The sequence below is a fragment of the Alcanivorax sp. HI0083 genome (assembly GCF_001635175.1).
Genome location: NZ_LWFX01001573.1, coordinates 1 through 1,214 on the forward strand (window position 1 = coordinate 1; position 1,214 = coordinate 1,214).

Consider the following 1,214-nt stretch of genomic DNA (forward strand, 5'->3'; position numbering starts at 1 on the left):
TGGGCGGCGCTGGCTTCCCCACCAGCATCAAGGTGAACCTGGGCGACCATCAGCGCGTGGAGCAGCTGCTGATCAATGCGGTGGAATGCGAGCCCTACATCACCGCCGATGATCGCCTGATGCGTGAGCGTGCCGAGCAAATCGTCACCGGCATTCATATTCTCCAGTACCTGCTCAACCCCCGCCGCACCCTGATCGGTATCGAAGACAACAAGCCCGAGGCCATTTCCGCGATCAAACGGGCCTGCAAAGGCTCCGATATCGAAGTGCGTGTGGTGCCCACCAAATACCCCTCCGGCGGCGAGAAACAGCTGATCCAGTTGCTCACCGGCAAGGAAGTGGCCAGCGGCCAGCTGCCCGCCCAGGTGGGCGTGGTCTGCCAGAACGTGGGCACCGCCTATGCCATCAAGCGGGCCGTATGCGATGGCGAACCGCTGGTCTCGCGGGTCACCACCCTCACCGGCGACGGCGTCAGCCAGCCCGGTAACTACGAGGTGCTGCTGGGCACTCCGGTGCGCGACTTGCTGGCCCACGGCAACCTGGCGGGCCTGGACATCGGCCGACTGGTCATGGGTGGACCGATGATGGGCTTCACCCTGCACAACCCGGGCGTGCCCGTGGTGAAAACCACCAACTGCATCATCGCCGCCAGCCCGGAAGAGCTGCCGGAACCGCCGCCGGAACAGCCCTGCATCCGCTGCGGTTCCTGCGCGGAAGTGTGCCCGGCCAACCTGCTGCCCCAGCAACTGTACTGGCACGCCAAGAACGACGATCTGGAAAAAGCCCAGCACCACAACCTGATGGATTGCATCGAATGCGGTGCCTGTGCGTACGTGTGCCCCAGCCATATTCCGCTGGTGCAGTATTACCGCTACGCCAAGGGCGAAGTACGCCAGCAGGCGGCGGACCAGGTAAAAGCCGACAAGGCCCGCCAGCGCTTCGAAGCGCGGCAGGCACGCATTGAACAGGAACAGGCGGAAAAAGAAGCCCGCCGACAGGCGCGCCTGGAAGCCAACCGCAAGAAGAAGGAAGCCGGCCCGGCCGCCGCCAGTACTGTTGATGTGGCCGCGCTGAAGCAAGCCTCACTGGACGCCTCCAAAGCCTACAAAGCTGCGGTGAAAGCGGCCAAGATCGCCGAGGCGGAAGGCGCCGATAATCTGGCTGAACTGAAAGCCGAGGCGGACCAACTTAAAGCCGTGGCCTTAAGTTGGTCC

Annotated in this window: 1 protein-coding gene; it reads left to right on the top strand. The window is 63.7% G+C overall.

The window, feature by feature from the left end:
* On the top strand, positions 1–1,214 hold a 1,214-nt coding region (gene rsxC / locus A3754_RS23450), incomplete at both ends, for an electron transport complex subunit RsxC (protein WP_082904822.1).